This window comes from Algoriphagus sp. Y33 (assembly GCF_014838715.1).
Lineage (GTDB): Bacteria > Bacteroidota > Bacteroidia > Cytophagales > Cyclobacteriaceae > Algoriphagus.
Genome location: NZ_CP061947.1, coordinates 4,506,199 through 4,524,172 on the forward strand (window position 1 = coordinate 4,506,199; position 17,974 = coordinate 4,524,172).

The 17,974-nt window shown below is 42.3% G+C and carries 13 protein-coding genes and 1 tRNA gene; 4 read left to right on the plus strand and 10 right to left on the minus strand.

The window, feature by feature from the left end:
• Positions 1–5: 5 nt before the first annotated feature.
• Genes ID165_RS18155 through ID165_RS18180 form a run of 6 tightly spaced genes read right to left on the minus strand, consistent with a single transcriptional unit; the run spans position 6 to position 8,319 of the window.
• Positions 6–1,298, minus strand: a complete 1,293-nt coding sequence (locus ID165_RS18155) for a quinol:cytochrome C oxidoreductase (protein WP_192346713.1) — start codon at positions 1,296–1,298, stop codon at positions 6–8.
• A 2-nt stretch (positions 1,299–1,300) separates the two neighbouring features.
• Positions 1,301–2,005 (minus strand): cytochrome c, encoded by a 705-nt coding sequence (locus ID165_RS18160; RefSeq protein ID WP_192346715.1) that lies wholly within the window; start codon positions 2,003–2,005, stop codon positions 1,301–1,303.
• 13 nt (positions 2,006–2,018) lie between these two features.
• Positions 2,019–2,549: a DUF3341 domain-containing protein gene (locus tag ID165_RS18165; protein WP_192346717.1), complete on the minus strand. Its 531-nt coding sequence runs from the start codon at positions 2,547–2,549 to the stop codon at positions 2,019–2,021.
• Between the two features lie 2 nt (positions 2,550–2,551).
• The gene (gene nrfD, locus ID165_RS18170) at positions 2,552–3,916 is read right to left on the minus strand and encodes an NrfD/PsrC family molybdoenzyme membrane anchor subunit (protein ID WP_192346719.1); all 1,365 of its coding nucleotides are present in this window, start codon (positions 3,914–3,916) and stop codon (positions 2,552–2,554) included.
• A gap of 17 nt (positions 3,917–3,933) precedes the next feature.
• Positions 3,934–7,017 carry a TAT-variant-translocated molybdopterin oxidoreductase gene (locus ID165_RS18175; protein ID WP_192346721.1) on the minus strand — a complete coding sequence of 1,028 codons (3,084 nt, stop codon included), beginning with the start codon at positions 7,015–7,017 and terminating at the stop codon, positions 3,934–3,936.
• A gap of 39 nt (positions 7,018–7,056) precedes the next feature.
• A complete protein-coding gene (locus ID165_RS18180) occupies positions 7,057–8,319 on the minus strand; it encodes a c-type cytochrome (protein ID WP_192346724.1) in 1,263 nt (420 codons plus the stop codon).
• Between the two features lie 365 nt (positions 8,320–8,684).
• Between ID165_RS18180 and ID165_RS18185 the strand changes: the two genes are divergently transcribed.
• From ID165_RS18185 to ID165_RS18195, 3 genes are all read left to right on the plus strand, one after another.
• Positions 8,685–8,755 (plus strand) — tRNA-Cys (locus ID165_RS18185).
• 254 nt (positions 8,756–9,009) lie between these two features.
• Positions 9,010–9,480 carry a (2Fe-2S)-binding protein gene (locus ID165_RS18190; RefSeq protein ID WP_192346726.1) on the plus strand — a complete coding sequence of 157 codons (471 nt, stop codon included), beginning with the start codon at positions 9,010–9,012 and terminating at the stop codon, positions 9,478–9,480.
• A 3-nt stretch (positions 9,481–9,483) separates the two neighbouring features.
• A complete protein-coding gene (locus ID165_RS18195; protein ID WP_192346728.1) occupies positions 9,484–11,724 on the plus strand; it encodes a molybdopterin cofactor-binding domain-containing protein in 2,241 nt (746 codons plus the stop codon).
• Positions 11,725–11,735: 11 nt separating this feature from the next.
• Here the strand turns inward: ID165_RS18195 and ID165_RS18200 are convergent, their stop codons facing one another.
• From ID165_RS18200 to rpsA, 4 genes are all read right to left on the minus strand, one after another.
• Positions 11,736–12,143 carry a hypothetical protein gene (locus ID165_RS18200; RefSeq protein WP_192346730.1) on the minus strand — a complete coding sequence of 136 codons (408 nt, stop codon included), beginning with the start codon at positions 12,141–12,143 and terminating at the stop codon, positions 11,736–11,738.
• Between the two features lie 63 nt (positions 12,144–12,206).
• Positions 12,207–13,466: a hypothetical protein gene (locus tag ID165_RS18205; protein WP_192346732.1), complete on the minus strand. Its 1,260-nt coding sequence runs from the start codon at positions 13,464–13,466 to the stop codon at positions 12,207–12,209.
• A gap of 210 nt (positions 13,467–13,676) precedes the next feature.
• Positions 13,677–14,273 (minus strand): outer membrane beta-barrel protein, encoded by a 597-nt coding sequence (locus ID165_RS18210; RefSeq protein ID WP_192346734.1) that lies wholly within the window; start codon positions 14,271–14,273, stop codon positions 13,677–13,679.
• A gap of 248 nt (positions 14,274–14,521) precedes the next feature.
• The gene (rpsA, locus tag ID165_RS18215) at positions 14,522–16,294 is read right to left on the minus strand and encodes a 30S ribosomal protein S1 (RefSeq protein ID WP_192346736.1); all 1,773 of its coding nucleotides are present in this window, start codon (positions 16,292–16,294) and stop codon (positions 14,522–14,524) included.
• 515 nt (positions 16,295–16,809) lie between these two features.
• On the opposite strand from rpsA, the gene ID165_RS18220 reads away from it, so the two are divergent.
• Positions 16,810–17,937: a hypothetical protein gene (locus ID165_RS18220; protein WP_192346738.1), complete on the plus strand. Its 1,128-nt coding sequence runs from the start codon at positions 16,810–16,812 to the stop codon at positions 17,935–17,937.
• The last annotated feature ends 37 nt before the right edge of the window (positions 17,938–17,974 follow it).

Consider the following 17,974-nt stretch of genomic DNA (forward strand, 5'->3'; position numbering starts at 1 on the left):
TGTTATTAAATGTGATGATGATAGCTTTCTTCAAGCATAGGATGATTTTTAGGAACTAGGTTCCCTTTTGCCAATCCGGAAAGAACTACAAATGTAAAGGCTGCTCCATATACTAAGAACATCCCAACTTCCATAAATCCAACGCCTCCGTTATGCCCCAAAGTACCGGGCTGAACCATTAGGAAGAAATCCACCCAATGACCGGCAATGATCAAAGCACAAACTAGTTTCAAGAATACTCCATGTCTCTTTGAATCTCTAGTCATCAACAAAAAGAACGGCAAGACGAAATTCATTCCCAGATTCACAAAGATAAACGGACCATAGATATCACTGGACAATCTTTCGATGAAGTATACTGTTTCTTCAGGTATGTTGGCGTAATAAATCAACAAAAACTGGGAGAACCATAAATAAGTCCAGAAGATAGTGAAACCAAATATAAACTTACCCAAGTCATGAACATGATTCTCATTTACCATTTCCAGTAATCCTTGACTCTTTAGGAAAATTGTGATCAGGGTAATGGTGGAAAGACCGGCAACAAACCAGGAAGAGAATACATACCATCCAAATAGCGTGGAGAACCAGTGCGTGTCAATTGACATTACCCAATCCCATGCGGAGATGGAAGATGATACTGCAAAGAAGATCAAGAAAAACGCTGACCAGCTTCTGATTTTATACCAAGAAGAGGTGCCGCCGATAAGGTCTTCATTATAGGTAAAGCTTTGGAATTTCTTGAAAAAGAACACCCAAAATCCAAAGAACAAAACCATCCTCAAGATGTAAAACACAGGGAAAGTTCCTTTAGCCATAGGCCAGTAAAAGAAAGCTCCTTTGCCGTCTATGATACTGTCATATTCCGGAGAAGCAGTATCAAACAAGTAAGCATGTGTCCAATGGAAAAGACTATGATTTGCTACGAAGAATGTAACGATCATTAATACACCGGCAATTGGAAGCCAGTTGCCTAAAGAAAGCATCACACGAATGATCGCTGAAGACCAACCTGCCTGAGCGGCATATTGAATAGCAAAGAAGAATACTCCAATGATTGCAATACCTGTAAAATACACGTTATTGATCCAGAGGTTAGCGTATAGGCGCTGGTACCAATGAAATGCGTGTCCTTCTGCCTCAGCAGCTTCATGATGACCACCACCAAAGATAGCCATTACAATACCAAGAACCAGTAATGCTGCACCGATTCCCAAAACCATAAAAATGGCTTTTTTGGTCGCTGCGGAGAAATCAAATTTTTGATCCAGATTATAGTGTTGTACGTCGTGAGCCATAATTAATTAGCTGGAGTTTCTACTTGTGTAACATCTTGGTCCGCTTCTGCCACTGCTACTGCATTATCAGCATTCTGACCGCCTTGAAGATCCTGCTTCACATAGTGAACAATCTTCCATCTGTTTTCCGGAGTGATTTGAGAAGCATGAGCTCCCATTCTTCCTTTACCTTTAGTGATCACATGGTAAATATGTCCTTCAGAAAGACCGGTATATGCACCGCCTGTAAGGTTGGCCACACCACCGATAATTTCCCCCACTTTACCGTCACCTGTTCCCCCTGATCCGTGGCATGGAGTACAGTAAAGACCGAAAAGTCTCTTACCCTCTTCCAATACTCCATCCGAGAGTTCAATCGGATTTTTCACCGCGGCTCCGGCTTCTTCTACTTCGAAAGCTTTGTATCTGTACGGTAAATAGCCCTGCTTATTTCTAGGAACCGTATTTGCTACAGGCTCTCTCATATTCATATTATGAGGGTTGTTGATATTACTGTTGAAATATTCACCCTTTCCATCTTCTCTGGTGGAGATTATGTTACCTTTTGTTTCAGAATCCACGATCTGAGTCAAAGGTTCATAGGCTACCGAGTGGTACATCTGAGGAGCAAATTCCAAGCCTTGATTCTCTCCTCCGGCTCTACAGCCTGCTAGGGCAATCCCTGCCACTGCAATCCCTAAAATACTTAGTGTTTTAGCAATCTTCATTTTTCCGGATTTACTATTCAAAACTTTTTTTATTAACCTCTGATGCTCCTGAAGATTTCAATATCTCTTCGATCTTCGCCAGCTCAATAGCCGAGTTATTCGCTATATCTATTGCCATCACGTGCTTATCATCAGTAATTCTCAAATCAAATATTCTAGGCTGAGCCCATGGCTTCAGATTAGTGCTTACCATAAAGACTCCTACCATTCCAAATGATGCCAACAAAACAGTCAGTTCGAAGGTAACGGGAATAAAATCAGGGAAAGCGGCAAAATCTTTACCACCAATGATCATTGGCCAGTCAAACCGCATCATATAAAACTGCATGGTCAAAGCCAAAGTAGTTCCAAGCAAGCCAAACAAGAAGGCCGCAATCGGCAATTTACTTCTTTTGTAGCCTAGGTAATCATCTATACCGTGAACAGGGTACGGTGAGTAAACTTCATGGATTTTAATTCCTGAAGATTTTACCTGCGTGATTGCAGCAAGCAGTACATCTTCATCTTCATAAACTCCCGTAACAAAATGTGTATCTCTTTCCATGATTATTTATTCACTTTATCAGATGAAGACTTCAATACAGATTTTACTTCAGCCATGTTGATTACCGGGAAGAATTTGGCAAACAAGAAGAATAGGGTGAAGAACAAACCAAAGGTAAATAGGTAAACTCCCACATCAGTCCAGCTCGGATAGAACATCGCCCATGAGGAAGGAAGGTAATCTCTATGAAGAGACGTCACGATAATCACAAATCGTTCAAACCACATCCCAATGTTCACTACGATGGACAAAGCAAAGGTAGCAACGACGGAAGTACGGATTTTCTTGAACCAGAATAGCTGGGGAGAAATCACATTACAGGTCATCATTGACCAGTATGCCCACCAATAAGGGCCTGTAGCACGATTTATAAATGCATATTGCTCTGCCTCCACACCTGAATACCAAGCGATAAAGAATTCAGTAATGTATGCGATGCCTACGATAGAGCCGGTGATGATAATTACAATATTCATCAACTCAATGTGCCCCATAGTAATGTAATCTTCCAGTTTATACACTTTTCTGGTAATAATCATCAGTGTCAACACCATCGCAAAGCCAGAGAAAATCGCTCCGGCTACAAAATATGGTGGGAAAATTGTGGTATGCCAACCTGGTATTACTGATGTAGCAAAGTCAAAGGATACAATCGTGTGCACAGAAAGTACGAGAGGGGTAGCCAAACCGGCTAAAATCAAAGAAACGGATTCATATCTGCTCCAGGATTTTGCTGCGCCATCCCATCCAAATGAAAGTGCACCATAAATAATTTTCCTCAAACCTGTAGCTCTATCTCTGATGGTAGCGAAATCGGGAATCAAACCAATGTACCAGAACACTAGAGATACAGAGAAGTAAGTCGAAATCGCAAACACATCCCAAAGAAGTGGGGAATTAAAGTTTACCCAAAGAGATCCAAAAACGTTCGGAAGTGGAAGTGCCCAATAAGCTCCTAACCATGGACGCCCCATGTGAAGTACAGGGAACATCGCAGCACAGATAACAGCAAAAATAGTCATCGCTTCTGCAGCCCTGTTAATGGATGTTCTCCATTTCTGTCTGAAGAGTAATAATACAGCTGAGATAAGTGTACCTGCGTGGCCGATACCTACCCACCAAACGAAGTTGGTGATATCCCAAGCCCAGCCTACGGTTTTGTTAAGACCCCACATACCAATGCCTTCCCAAACGGTGGCAATAACAGCTATAGATCCTAAAGCCAAAACACCGGCGGAAGTAAGAAAAGCAAGAAACCATCTGATATTTGGTTTTGCTTCTACATGGCGTGACACATCATGTGTCACATCATGGTAGGATTTACCCCCGGTAACTAACGGCTCGCGTACGGATGAAGTAACCTGCATAGTTTAATAAATTTTTATTACGCTTCGTTTTTGTCTTTATTTCTGATTTTTGTGAAATACCAAATATTTGGACTCACATTGATCTCTTCCAGTACATGGTAAGCTCTTTCTTCATTCACTTCTTTAGTGGCAGAAGTAGTGTTCTCCTCGATTTTCAACATTTTCGAAACTTTGCTGTTTGCATCGTTCAAATCACCAAAAACCAATGCATCCGTAGAACAAGCTACCGCACAAGCCACATTGATATCGCCATCCTTCACTTTACGTTTTTCACGCTTAGCTTCAAGTTTACCTGCTTGTATTCTCTGCACACACATAGAGCATTTTTCCATTACCCCACGAGCACGTACAGTCACATCAGGATTCAAGACCATTTTGCCCAAATCATCATTCTGAGCTACGTTTACTCCTGCAAAGTCTTTATTGTCATGGTATTTGAACCAGTTGAATCGACGCACTTTATACGGACAGTTATTTGCACAATATCTTGTACCAATACATCTGTTGTAAGTCATTTGGTTAAGTCCCTCAGAAGAGTGGGTAGTAGCAGCTACAGGGCAGACTGTCTCACAAGGAGCATTGTTACACTGCTGGCACATCATCGGCTGGAAAGTCACCTCAGGGTTCTGGGCAGCTACTTCCATTCCACTTAAGTCATCTGCAGGGGCATCAGAAGAATAGTAGCGATCTATTCTGATCCATGCCATTTCTCTTCTGTTTAGCACTTCCTGCTTACCTACTACAGCTACGTTATTCTCTACCTGACAGGCTACTGTACAGGCACCACAACCGATGCATGAATTCATATCGATGGCAAGTCCCCAGTGATGATTGGAATACTGGTGCCCTGACCAAAGAGATATTTTAGAAGGTTTTACAAATTCACCGTCTTTATAAATTTTGGGATGATATCGTCCGGCAGAAGCATCTGCTTTATAGTCCGCCAGTGTTGCTTCCTGGATGACGTTTTCACGCCCCATGAAAGTCTGGTGAGTCTGGGTACGGGCGATCTTATACGAATCACCGGTAGTCTGCACTTCTACGCCGGAAGTAATGTCTGCATTCACAAAGCCCTTGGTTATATCAAGTAAGCTGTATGCATTTACGCCCACACCGTTACCTACACGGCCCGCTTTAGTTCTACCGTAGCCTACAGCCAGACCAAATGTCCCGTCTGCTTGTCCCGGCTGTATTAGGATAGGCACGATCAAAGATTTCCCGTTTACCGAGATTGAAGCTTTGGATGTATTCTCCTCATTCATGGAGACTCCGTTTTCAGAAGCCCATTTTTGTGACACGGTAAGGTAATTATCCCAAGTAGCTTTGGTGATAGGATCAGACATTTCCTGTAGCCAAGGGTTGTTGGCATACGTGCCGTCTCCTAATCCGATCTTTTGATAAATAACCAGCTCAGCTCCTTCACCGGAAGCAGAATAACTTTTGCTAACTGCAGTCGCTGCAGCACTGATGTCTCCTGTTGCAGTCAACTGTGCATCTGCATTTACAGGAGTAGAATAGAACCCATTATAAAGAGTCTTATCCCAAAACTCCTGAAAATCTCCACTTTCAGTTTGTCCGGCAAAAAATTCCTGCCAGTTTGACTGAAGGAAATCGTAATAGTTTGAAGAAGAGCCAGACCATTTCAAGAAAGATTCCTGAGCCTGTCTTGTATCAAAAAGTGGGGAAATAGCAGGTTGAGACAAGCTGTATTCTCCTACTTGAGGATTGAAATCATTCCATGATTCAAGGTAATGATGATCCGGAGCCGCATATTGCACCAAGGATGCCGTTTCATCCATTGTCAAGCCGGTGGCTACAGATACTTTAGCCTTGGCAATATTTTGTCCCAAAGCCTCACCTTGAGGATGATCGTAGACAGGGTTACAGTTGTAGAATATCACTCCTCCCACTTTACCTCCTGCCAAATCTGCAATGAATTGGTTCATTGCCCGATCATCGCCTTTCTTGTAGTTACTGGTTTTTACCAAATCAATAGTAGTCCCCGTATTACCCAATAATTCATTGATGGCATTGATCACAATCTGTATATTGGGATCATTGGATCCTGATATGACAAGTGATTTGCCTCTTTTAGCCCAAAGGTCCTCAGCCGCTTTCGAAAGATTAGCAACTTCTACTGCAGGAGCAGACACTGAAGCTGCACCGGCCTTTTTAGCCAGCAGATTATAGAGTCCCAAAACTGCCAATCCGCTTTGAGAAGCTTTGATAGGCGTACGGTAATCCGCATTGGCTCCAGTCAATGACAAATTGGACTCAAACTGATAGTGACGTGACATTTCAGGTTTTTCTTTCGTCACTTTTCTACCCACAACATACTGTTTGGAGAATTCGATCGGAGCTATCCATGTTCCCAAGAAATCAGCCCCAAAGCTGACAATAGTTTGTGCCTGATCAAATTTGTACGTTGGCAATACCGATTTGCCATAGTAAGTTTCATTTGCTTTGGTAATTCCATAAGCAGATGAAGTATCGTAAGTCACTATATCTACGCCCCCCAAGGAATCGGAAAGTGCCTGAATGGCTTTTTCTGTAGAAGGAGAAAGTATCGTATTGGTAACTAGCTTAACTGTACCCGCAGATTTTAATTTTGACGCTACTTCCTTGTCCAGTGTAGCCCAATCAGATTTTTGACCAGCCACGTATGGCCCGGAAAGCCTTTCTTTGTCATACAAGGAAAGGACGGAAGCCTCTACTATTGCACTGGTCCCCCCTTTGGTAACAGGAGAAAGTGTATTTCCATCGACCTTAATTGGCCGGCCTTCGCGGGTTTTCACCACCACTGAAGCATACTCTCCTCCGGAAAAATAACTTGATGCGTAATAATTGGGAATAGACGGGTTGATATCAACCGGTTTATTCACGTAGGGGATCATCTTTCTGACAGGAGCCTCACATGCCGCCAACGAAGCTGCCGCCAAGCTGAATCCCATTACTTTCAGAAAATCTCTTCTGGAAGCGCTACCCTCTTCATTGAGTGTAGAAGGAAGCTCAGGAAATTCCCTGCCCGCGTTCTTTACAAACTCTGGATCGTTATTGAGCTGCTCAAGCCCTTTCCAGTACGTTTTTTTATTTTCCTTCATTTTATGATATAAGAATGAATTTGCGAAAAGAATAATGAATTAATAGTGGCACTTAGCACACTCCAAACCTCCGATGTCTTTGACTTTCAAAGCATCCTTGGAATCAGCGTGAATCTGAACCAACTTATCATAATAGGCATTGCCTTCAGTAGTGATTTCTGTCTGTCTGTGACAATCAATACACCAGCCCATGGTCAGCGCACTATGCTGACCTACCACTTCCATCTCCTGAATAGGTCCATGACAAGTTTGACACTCAATCTCCCCTACCATAACATGCTGAGAATGATTGAAATAAGCCAAGTCAGGAAGGTTATGAACTCTAACCCACTCAATAGGCTGATTGTTATCTATTGCATTGTAAATTTTCTGGATTTCAGGCGAGACGCCTTCTTTACCCTGTACATTCTGTACATGTGTGTGACAGTTCATACAAATGTTAGCAGAAGGGATGTTTGCGGACCTTCCTATCTCTACCCCCGTATGACAATACTGACATTCGATCTCTAAGGTACCGGCGTGAAGTGCGTGTGAATAAGCTATCGGCTGGGTCGGTGCATAGCCTTGTTGTATGCCTACCGAATAAAGACCGTCAAGTGCCGTTTTGGCAACCAGGGCGACTACCAGAGCCGTCACAACAACGACAAACATATCGCTTTTGAATACCTTGCCTAGGTTAGTCTTCTGATTGACAAATTCCTTGTCGTCCTCATCAAGATCCTGCTTGGTAAGATATTTGGTCAAAACCGAGATAATCAATCCCAATACTACCAGAATCAACAGTAGAACGACTACCAAAACCCCCAAAATAACTGTAAGGTACTCATTGGGAATGCCTCCGCCTGCTGAAGCTTCACCACCTTCTGCTCCTGAGCCACCGCCGGGAGCTGCCGGATCCACGGTATCACCAAACTCGATGTAGGAAAGAAGGTTATCTAGGTCCTCGTCTGACAAGAACTCATGTGAGATCATCACCGTATTATTGTACTCCTTAAAGAGGTTGGAGTAATACGAATTCCCGGATGCAATAACAGCCTGAGAGTTTTTGATAAAACTCTTAACAAGATCAGCAGGTTGTCTATCGGTAGCTCCTCTCAAAGCTGGACCAATCATCTTCTGATCTAATTTGTGGCATGTCTTACAATTGGTATTGAATAGAGCCTTGCCTGCTGCTACTGCTTCGTCGCTGCTTTGTACTGCCGGATCAGCGGCAAAAGCCTGTGTCCCGATCAGCATGAAAAACAGCACTGCCAGTGTGTGGAAATTCAATCGAACCCCTACTAACGAGCGTTTGGATAACATATTATAGCTAATTAAATAGTTTAAGCGGTTTTTTATAACCCTTGCAAAGGTACTACCCGAAGCCAATTTTTCAAACTTGTCTTGATGGATGGTAGACGATAAGGGTATCCACTGTTTGATTTTATATACTACTGTATAACAGGATATTAAGAAGTAATAAAGAGGCAAAAATCAATTTAGAATGTTTATAAATAGAATGTATTTTGCAACCTTTTAAAACCTACGTTAAAATCCCCCGATACAAGGCACAGAATTATTGAATTCAAATTAACGCTGAAGCCGTTTTGTTGATAAAGATTTAAAATAATTAAGTGCTTCATTGCAGAGAAAAAGATATTAACTACATTTGCATTCCAATTCTGATTGGTCGAGTGGCCGAGTGGCTAGGCAGAGGTCTGCAAAACCTTCTACAGCGGTTCGAATCCGCTCTCGACCTCATCCAAAAGCATTCGCCAAAGCGAGTGCTTTTTTAGTTTTTATACTTAGCGTCTCTTACCCCCCTAAAAGCTTTAAACGGATATAGAGCCCGATGAAATCTAGCGGATGGCCACAGACCATCGTTGCCGATCATTCAGTTGATTTTTAGCCCTAAACTTTTTATATGTTAAAGAATTTCATGAGTTAATTCTTTTTCCTTCATTGCAATTCAGGCATACATTCCTTAGTTTAAAGTTTAAACCATTGATTATCATGCCTCAAAATATCACATTAAATATAAATGGAAAGACTAAGACTGTTTCCACAAATCCAGAAGAGCCTCTTCTTTATATTCTAAGGGATGATTTTGGGTTGAAAGGTGCAAAATATGGCTGTGGGCTACAGCAATGTGGTGCATGCATGGTGCTGGTTGATTCGAAAGCGGAGCCTACATGCCTAAGACCATGCGTGAGTTTTGAAAATATGGAAATCACCACCCTTGAAGGATTGCAACAAAACGGTAAGCTACACGCCGTACAACAGGCTTTCATAGATGTGCAAGCGGCTCAATGTGGCTATTGTGTCAATGGCATGATCATATCCGCAGTGGCACTATTAGAAAATACCCCCAATCCTAGCGACCAAGAAATCCGTAAAGCACTGAATCCTGTAATCTGTCGCTGTGGCACTCATTCCAGATTTATCAAAGCTGTAAAGCTGGCTTCTGAAACCTCAAACGCCTAGTCCATGGAAGATATTCAGAGCCTCAATTCCAGTCGTCGTTCATTTCTCAAAACTACCGGGCATCTTCTAGTCGGATTTAATCTCTTTCCACTCACTTTTTGCCAAACTAAGGGAGTCCCGAATGAGATCTTGCCCTATGCAGGAGTCCCCCTCCGCCCAATTACCGATAGTAAGTTAATTGATTCATGGATTAAACTTGATGCTGAAGGATACTTGACTGTACTCTCGGGAAAGCAGGAACTTGGGCAGGGAATAAAAACCGCCTTGATACAAATCGCAGCGGAAGAGTTGGATATCCATCCGGATCGCTGTCACATTATTAATTCAGATACCGGTCAAACAGCAAATGAGGGGTTTACAGCCGGGAGTAATTCAGTAGAAGGAAGCGGAAACTCCATACGTCAGGCAGCTGCGGAAGCCAGACAATATTTATTAAAGCTGGCGGGACAAAGATGGGATGTAAACCCTAGCTCACTTCAAGTGGAAAATGGAAACATCAAGTCCCCTTCCGGAGAAGAAATAAGCTACTGGAAACTATTGGAAGGAAAATTCATTGAAGAGAAAATCACAGGAGAAGTTAGTCCTAAAAACCCAAAAGATTACAAGTACGTGGGGCAACCCTTGAAGCGGGATGATATACGAAAAATTGTTAATGGCGAATCCCACTTTGTGCACGACATGCAAATGCACGGAATGGTGCATGCCCGGGTTCATCACCCGCCTTCTTACCTGAGTCAGTTACTGTCTGTAGATTTGTCTGAAGTAGAATCCATGCCGGGTGTTTTGAAAGTAATTAGAAATGGGAGTTTTTTAGCAGTAGTCGCTGAGCGGGAATATCAAGTCATAAAAGCATGCGAGAAATTAAGATCAATAGCTGAATGGAAGACTACTTCAATAGAAATTCTTGCTGATCAACTTCAAGATTCAATGAAAAGTACTTCTGGTAAACCCGAGGAAGTAAAAGCCTCTCCGGGAATAGCAGACACCATTTCAAATGCATACATAAAGCATCAGGCAGAATATTTCCGCCCATATCACATGCATGCCTCCATGGGGCCTTCCTGTGCGTTGGCGATTTGGGAAAATGATGGGCTGACAGTTTGGACTGCCACGCAGGGCGTTTACCCTTTGCGCAGCACCTTATCCGATCTTTTCGCTATAGACAAGGAAAAAATCCGCTGCATAGGCATCCCTGGGGCTGGCTGCTATGGACATAATGGTGCTGATGACGTGTCCGGAGAGGCAGCTTTGATTGCCAGAGAAATACCCGGAAAACATGTTCGACTGCAGTGGATGAGAGAAGACGAGCACAAATGGGAGCCATACGGCACTGCGATGGCATTTCAGCTTTCTGCGGGTATTGATTCTGAGGGAAAGCTACTGGGTTGGGATAGCGTTGTATGGTCAGACTCTCACAGCACCCGTCCTAATGGCCAGGCAGCGAGTTTCATATCCGCAAGACAGCTGGACCCTCCTTTCGAATTTAAAAAAGGAGGATTTTCCGCCGGTTCCTATAGAAATGGAATCCCGGAATATAGCATACAAGCCAAGCAACTCCATCTCTACAATTTTGACGGACCACTCCGAACCTCTTCACTTAGAGGACTGGGAGCATATGCAAATACTTTTGCAATGGAATCATTCCTGGATGAACTGATCAATAAATCCGGGAATGATCCAATTGCTTTTCGTATACATAACCTAGAAGATCCACGGGCTAGAGCTGTTTTGGAAGAACTCGCTACAAAGACCAATTGGAAATCAAAAAGCAAAGGTGCAAATAACGGACTGGGGGTTGCCTATGCGAGATACAAGAATGCCACATCTTATTTTGCAGTAATGGCTGAAGTTGAAATCGATAAAGCAGCAAAGAACTATAAACTCAAAAAACTCACAGGGGTGATTGACTCTGGATTGACAATCAATCCGGACGGGCTGAAAAATCAGACCGAAGGAGGCATGATCCAATCCGCCAGCTGGACGATGATGGAAGAAGTCAATTATGACGAAAAAGGAATAATCAGTACGGATTGGGTATCCTACCCGATTATTCGAATGATGGATGTGCCGGAAATGGAAGTTCACATTATTAATAGACCGGAGACAAAACCTATGGGTGCCGGTGAAGCTGCTATGGGACCGGTTGCCGCAGCTATCGCCAATGCGGTATTTGATGCCACGGGAAGTCGGGTCAGGAATCTGCCAATCAAGTCGGAAAAGATAGATTGGGACTCAATAAGCTAATTCACGGTCAATCAGCCAATCTTCTTGAAGATGTAAGAGCATCCTTCTATGCACATGGAAGGCGTACGCGGAGAAAAAACCAAATCTCCGCTTTCTCTCTTCATAAAATATGTCCGCTCAGGCACCTCTTCCTCACAGTCAAAAAGCACTGCAATAACATGGTCTGTTATTTCGTACTCACCTTCATTACATCCAAAAAACTCAACTGAAAGAAGACTTCCATTAGGGAGAAAAGTAATAGTCTTGCCTGTAGGCTCATAAGCAGTTCTGTAATCTTCAGCTCCCGTGTTCCCTTGATACTGATAGAGCTCCCACTTGCCTAGCAGTCCTTCAGAAGTTAGCTCAAAAGGCGCATCATCTTCTTTATCGCAAGATGAAAAAGATAGCAACCCTATAATTGCAATCCAATAGTATCTCATAGTCATAGTATGTTATCTGATTCCGGATAAAAGACGAATCTGAAATCAGATACGCTACAAAGATCAATCACCTAATATAGAAGACACATCAATTTCCAACAATGCGGTGCCCTCAGTACCCTGAATATTTACATACAGCTTCTCCCCACTCCAGCTCAACCCCACTATTCCGGCATTGATCCACTTGCTTTCCTGAAAATCCGTAACCTGGACAAAACTCCCAGAAGTCATATTCTTGATCCAAACCTGTTCTACTCCGGATCGATCAGATACAAAAGCTAAAAGCCCCGGATTTTCCCTAGAAAAGGATGGATGGCTATCGTTCCAATCAGACACCTCAAAGTTCCTCAAAACAGAAGGCGTTCCCTGGTCAAAACCTACCACATCATAAGAAAAGCCAAGAAATGTCTCTTTTGGAAAAGCCAAGCTGTAAGCGATCATGTTTTCTTCAACCGAATAATTCATTCCAGATAAATGGATTGGAGCATTTTCCAAAATTTCTTCTTCCCTTATCAGGCTCAATGTATCTTTTGTTATTTCAAACTCAATAATTCCAGACTGACCTTGCACCAAACTATCCAAAAAATACAACAGCGTAGTGTCTCCAATTCCAAACACGGGAAAATAACTCTGGAATGAGTCACTTGCATATTCCTTTACTTCACGTGAGGCAAGATTATACTGGTTGATTGAAGACGAATTATCATCTCCACCCACAAACGCCAAGTTAACTCCATCCGCAGACCAGGACGGATATTTCCCGTTTTCTATAATCAGACGGTGAGTCCTATTGTTCAGATCATATAGAAAAACCCTTTGTGGACTTACAGTTGAAACAGCTTCCGAAACTGAATAAACTAGGATTTGTCCATCAGGAGACACTTGGGGGTGCGTGATGTAATCAAATCCGTCTCTTTCGAAAACAGTCACTCCTGCGGGGAGCTCATTCGGCACCACCATCACGCGATTAGTTTCATTGCTTATATTCGCTCTTTTAGCTATCACGAAAAACTCCTGCTTGACGCCAGGTTCCAAACCCTCCACAAGAAAAGTCATCTCTCCCGCCTGAGTTTCTGCTACTTTATAGGTGGTAGTGGTTGTCTGCGACTTCGTCCAGATCTCATAATAAGTCGCCGGAACAACAGAGGGGCAAAATCCTGCACATAACTGATTTGAGTTCCATGTGAGCTCTACCTTGTCTGCCCCAATCAATTTTGAATACAACATAGGGGCCTCCAATACGCTACCTTCAGGAATGGGGTCATCGAAATTTTCACAGGATGAAAAAATTAGAATTGAAAACAAGAGTAAAACGCTCTTCATAAGATGATTTAGTTATATGACTGCCCTTAATGCTGCCAGTGAGGTTATTTTCTTTGCTTGGGAGGAACCGAAGACGGATGGCCGACGTAGCCGCAATTCTTAAATTCACCTTCTCTTATGGCGTCTTTGAATCCCAACTGCTAAAAGCGGATAACCATTCGGTTAAAATCTCTACGTCTTTAATTAAGAAAGAGATTCATTCAAGGCATATTAGAATAGGTATCCCACACCGAGCTGAATGCCCAATTCCTGCAAGATATGTTTGTAGTTGCCTGTTTTTTCAAATGGAATGACACTATGCCTTTTGTAATTGGGAAAAATAGAGAATGAGAATTTTCCCGTATTCCATTTAGCTCCCAAACCAGCCAAATAACCAATTCCACTTTGATCTGTAATATTATTGTCTTCGGAAAGTTGAAAATCTATGATGGGACCTGCTGCCGCATAAAAAACTTTTCCTAAAGCATACTCTGCATAGATAGGAATGGAAAGCATCTGGAAATTGGGGTTATGCGAATAGCCATAGAGGCAATTGATGCAGGGAGGGAAATTAGGATTGTATTTCACATCAGCAAAGGAATAATCCACTCCTCCTGTCAGGGAGAGTTTCTCTCCAATTCCTTGCGACAAAAGCACTCCTACTTCTTTAAAATTTCTGATAGTGACTGAACTTGCACCATCCAGATCAACTTTGGGATCCGCTCTTACTCCAGAAACTCCAAAATACCCTTTCACTTCCAAAGCTGATTGAGCTGTCACAGAAAAACCTGCTAGCAGGATAAAGCAAAGTAAAAGTGCATTTTTCATAAGGTCGAAGTTAATGACAAAAGTAGTTTAGCCAAGACGAGAGCAAATGCTTATTTGCTACAAAGCAGCGTGACTTCACCAATCAACCGGCGTTTTCATAAAATCCAGCTTCTGGAGAAGCGGGATAACAAACAGCAGCTGCGTCCTCTGCGTGACCTTTGTGGTTAAAAAATAAAAAACGCCGACTTCTCAGCCGGCGTTTTCCAATATTAAGTAAGTCTTGATGCTAAGTTCTAGAATCTAGCTTCTTACTTCTTTCCTTCCATTTGCTCTTTCAATTGAGTCAAAGCGTCCAAGTCACCAAGAGTTGACTTCTCAGCCGGAGCAGAAGATGAAGTAGAAGCAGAACCTGAATCAGATTTCTTCTTCACTTCTTTTTTAGCCGATTTCGCTTCTTCTCTGAACATTGCAGTGTGAGAGAGAACGATTCTCTTATCATCTTTAGAGAATTCAGTCACTTTGAAGTCCAGAGACTCACCAACCTCTACTTGAGATCCGTCTTCTTTCTCCAAGTTTTTCACTGTAGCAAACCCTTCAAGACCGTATGGCAATTCAAGAACTGCACCTTTGTCATTTTTAGAGTTTACAGTACACTTGTGAACTGATCCGATAGGGAATACAGATTCGAATGTATCCCATGGATTCTCTTCCAATTGCTTGTGGCCAAGAGCCAATCTTCTGTTGTCTACGTCAAGCTCAAGAACTGCTACTTCCAGCTCATCGCCTACTTTTACAAACTCAGAAGGATGCTTGATTTTCTTAGTCCAAGAAAGATCAGAAACGTGAACCAAACCGTCGATTCCTTCTTCCAATTCAAGGAATAGGCCGAAGTTAGTCAAGTTTCTTACCACACCTTTGTGCTTAGAACCTACAGCGTACTTAGTACCCATATCGTTCTTAGTCCAAGGATCTTCAGTCAATTGCTTGATGCCAAGAGACATCTTTCTGTCATCTTTGTCAAGAGTCAATACCACAGCTTCGATTTCGTCACCCACTTTCACGAAGTCGGCAGGATTTCTCAAATGCTGGGACCAGCTCATTTCAGACACGTGGATCAAACCTTCTACACCCGGAGCAAGCTCAAGGAACGCACCGTAGTCCGCTACGTTTACGATCTTACCTTTCACTCTAGATCCGATTTCAAGGCTAGACGCCAAAGAATCCCAAGGATGGGCAGTAAGCTGCTTCATACCCAAAGAAATTCTCTTCTTATCATCATCAAAGTCAAGAACCACAATCTGAACTTTCTGGTCAAGTTGCAATACTTCTTCCGGATGATTGATACGTCCCCAAGAGATATCTGTAATGTGAAGAAGACCATCCACACCACCCAAATCGATGAATACACCGAAGTTGGTCATGTTCTTGATCACACCTTCCAATACCTGACCTTTCTCAAGGTTGTTCAAGATCTCAGCTTTTTGCTTCTCAAGATCTTTCTCGATCAACACTTTGTGAGATACTACTACGTTATCATTTGCGTGGTTGATTTTCACCACTTTCACTTCCATTTTCTTACCTACATAGATATCGAAATCTCTGATAGGCTTCACGTCGATCTGAGAACCCGGCAAGAATGCTTCTACACCGTAAATATCTACGATCAAACCACCCTTGGTTCTTCTTTTCACCAAACCTTCGATCACGTTGTCATTTTCAAGGGCATCTTCAATGTCCTGCCATGCACGTACGATCTTAGCTTTCTTACGGGAAAGGATCAACTGCCCAAGGGCGTTTTCCTGCTCTTCGATGAATACCTCTACAGTATCACCTGGCTTGATAGATTCAAGATCTCTGAATTCAGAAAGAGGAACCAATCCATCAGATTTGAAGCCGATGTTGATGATTACGTCCTTGTCATTCACACCTACCACAGTGCCTTTGATTACTTCTTTCTCAGTGATCTCGCCTAATGTACCTTCGTACATCGCAGCCATTTGCTCACGCTGTTCTTTGGAATAGCCTTCGCCAAAACCTTTGGTTTCGAAGTTGTCCCAGTTAAAATCTTCTTTGTTAGACATAATAGTAAAAACCCTGATTAGCAATAGCCCTCGGGTCAGGAAGCTATCGTTTTTAGTTGTAAATCAGCGCATTAAGCAAGCAAAACACACTCCATTCACCCGAACGGACTGCAAAGGTAGGGAAATATTGACAAATGAGGGATTTTAAGGAATATTTGGGAGGAAAAGTTTGACGGTTGGAAACTTGGTAAGCGGGAAAATTTGATTTTTTTGGCTGATAACGTCTATACATTTACAATAAAACCACGGTTCCCTAAATTTTCATAGGTTCAGAACCACAATGCTATTATTTTTAATAGACTATATTTTTCCCTGATTTTTTTCTAAAAACTTGGCCAGTTTCCCCATTGGTAAAAGCCTACAACTCAAAAGTAATTCTTGACCGTAAAAACACTCACCCCATTTCTTCTACGATTCAATACAGCAATTCCGCTATTCACTACTTCCCGTTTTATTAAAAATTTCAACCATGCAATATTTGGGAAAAGAAATTCAATCATAACTCGCTATCAAATATGAACAGGACATCTACACCTAAGCTTGTTTTCGCAGTTCTTTGCTTTTGCGGCCTTTTTGCTTTCAGCGCAACGCATGCCCAATCAAGAAACAGCTCTATTAGTAGTTCAACCAATGGATCTACCAGTCGATATACTTCCAATAGCAACAATCAAAAATTAAATATTGAATCAAACGGCAAGGTTGTTATCGGAAATGACGAAAAATCGATCAGTTCCATTTCCAGCGGAGGCTATCTCAAAATCGAGAAAACGACCTTCGGCAATACCAGATCCATATTCATCAGCAATTCAGGTAATGGTCTGGATTATGAATACAAGGAAGGAAGAACTAAAAAACCTTTTGATCCGGATGGACGTGCTTGGCTTGCCGAAATCCTGCCTGAATTATTGAATACCACCACTATAGCATCGGAAGAACGGGTTGATCGTTTGTATAGAAAAGGCGGGGCAAAATCTGTTTTGGACATGATCGGAAATCTCGGGGGAGACCATGTCAAAACCCACTACCTCGGGTTACTATTGCAGAAAAACCTAAAACCGAGCGAAATCACAGCCACTATTGACAAAACAATCAGTCAGGTGAGCTCTGACCACTACCAGACTGAAATTTACAAAAAGATAAAGCCTTTCTATTTCAACGATATCAATCAGCTTAGAAGAGTCGTTGAATCATTGCAATCCGATCACTTCAGGGCAGAGCTGCTCAAACCTATTTTTTCTGAACATACTGTTGGAGGAGAAGGACAGAAATCCATTGAACTGATCAACATGTTAGACAGCGACCATTTCAAAAATGAAATTGCCCGCACACTTGATTTCGGAAAGCTGTCTGATCAGGAATTGAAATTTATGGTCGACGAGCTTGTTCCTTCTATTGACTCAGATCATTTCAAAAATGAATTGCTGAAAACCGCGATAAACGAGGGAAATATGACTGAAAACAGATCATTGATAATCCTTTCAGGTGTGAAGGACATCGACAGCGATCACTTCAAAGCCGAAATCCTGAAATACCTCTGTCAGAAACAAGGATCCGAAAAAGTAAAAGCCAAAATCCGTGAAACGGCTAAATCAGAAATTCATTCTTCCCATTTCTTTGGTGAAGTAATGAGATGCGCTTCTTGAAAATACTCTCGTCTTCAAATGGTTTTGTAAATTAAAC